Origin of the sequence: Kitasatospora sp. NPDC056327 (genome assembly GCF_042261735.1) — a bacterium.
Lineage (GTDB): Bacteria > Actinomycetota > Actinomycetes > Streptomycetales > Streptomycetaceae > Kitasatospora.
In genome coordinates this window covers 1-1783 of record NZ_JBHJRC010000536.1, presented here as the reverse complement: position 1 = coordinate 1783, position 1783 = coordinate 1, and the positions used below count along the sequence as shown (strand labels likewise).

Here is a 1783-nt window from a genome sequence, read left to right as displayed (position 1 = left end):
GACCGGTGATCGGTTGCCGCCCCACGGGCGTGCGACGTGCTGGCGTACGGCCTTCCGCGGATCAGACCGCCGGGGCCGGGTACGTCGGGTACTCGACGCCCGAGACGTACTGGACGACCCGGATGACCTGGCAGGAGTAGCCGAACTCGTTGTCGTACCAGAGGTAGAGGATCGCGTTGTCGCCCTCGACCTTGGTGGCGCCGGCGTCGACGATCGAGGCGTGGCGCGAGCCGATGAAGTCGTTCGACACCGCGTCGGGGGCGGTGGTGAAGTCGATCTGGCGCTTCAGCGACGAGGTCAGCGAGACGTTGCGGAGGTAGTCGAGGACCTCCTCGCGGCTGGTCTCGCGGGCCAGCTGCAGGTTCAGGATGGCGATCGAGACGTCCGGCACCGGGACGCGGATCGAGCTGCCGGTGATCTTCGCCTTGAGGTCCGGCAGTGCCTTGGCGACGGCCGAGGCGGCACCGGTCTCGGTGATCACCATGTTCAGCGGTGCCGAACGGCCGCGGCGGTCGGCCTTGTGGTAGTTGTCCAGGAGGTTCTGGTCGTTGGTGAACGAGTGCACCGTCTCCACGTGACCGCGCAGCACACCGAACTCGTCCTCCATCGCCTTCAGCGGCGGGACGATCGCGTTGGTGGTGCAGGAGGCGCAGGACAGGATCTGCTCGTCCGGCTTGATGGTGTCGTGGTTGACGCCGTGCACGATGTTCGGCACGTCGCCCTTGCCCGGGGCCGTCAGGACGACCTTCTCGATACCGGGGCGCAGGTGCTTGGACAGGCCCTCGCGGTCCCGCCACTTGCCCGTGTTGTCGACGAGGATGGCATCCCGGATGCCGTACGCCGTGTAGTCGACCTCGGAGGGGTCGTTGGCGTAGATGACCTTGATCTCGGTGCCGTTGGCGACGATCGTGCTGTTCGCCTCGTCGACCGTGATCGTGCCCTGGAACTGGCCGTGGATGGAGTCGCGCCGCAGCAGCGAGGCGCGCTTCACGATGTCCTGGTCGCCGCCGCCGCGCACGACGATGGCGCGCAGACGCAGACCGTTGCCGGAGCCGGCCTTCTCGATCAGCAGACGGGCGACCAGGCGGCCGATGCGGCCGAAGCCGTAGAGGACGACGTCCCGCGGCGAATCCCGGCGCTCGATCTTGTTGGCACCCGTGGCGCCGGCGACGGCCTCCGCGGTGAACTCCTCCACCGAGAGACCGCGGCTGTCCGCGCGGTAGGTGGCGGCGAGCATGCCGAGGTCGATCTGGGCGGGGCCCAGGTCCAGGGTGGTGAGCGCCTGGAGGAACGGCAGCGTCTCGGTGACCGAGAGCTCCTCGCCGGCGATCTGGCGGGCGAACCGGTGGGTCTTCAGGATGCTGACCACCGACTTGTTCACCAGGGAACGGCTGTACAGCAGGACGGTGACGTCCCGCTCCCGGTGCAGTCGGCCGATGATCGGGATCATCGACTCCGCGATCTCCTCGCGGTTCTTCCAGTCCGTGAACACGTCGTCGTTGACAGTCACAAGTCCATCTTTCGAGCTAGGAGGGTGCTCACATGCTAACTGCGACCCACCCCCCTCATCGAAACGGTTCCCCCCTCTCTTGCATGACAAGAATCACATGCGATCCCCCCGGCCAGCCTTGGAAACCAAGGCCGGGGAGAAAGCGAGAAGAATACCGCCAACGCGAAAAGGCCCCCAACCGTATCCCGGATGGGGGCCTTCTCTGAATGATTGTTCGGCGGCGTCCTACTCTCCCACAGGGTCCCCCCTGCAGTACCATCGGCGCTGTGAGGC

At 66.7% G+C, this 1783-nt stretch carries 1 protein-coding gene; it reads right to left on the bottom strand.

The window, feature by feature from the left end:
* Positions 1–61 precede the first annotated feature (61 nt).
* Positions 62–1510 carry a glyceraldehyde-3-phosphate dehydrogenase gene (locus ACFCX4_RS36115; RefSeq protein WP_376151697.1) on the bottom strand — a complete coding sequence of 483 codons (1449 nt, stop codon included), beginning with the start codon at positions 1508–1510 and terminating at the stop codon, positions 62–64.
* Between the last annotated feature and the right edge of the window lie 273 nt (positions 1511–1783).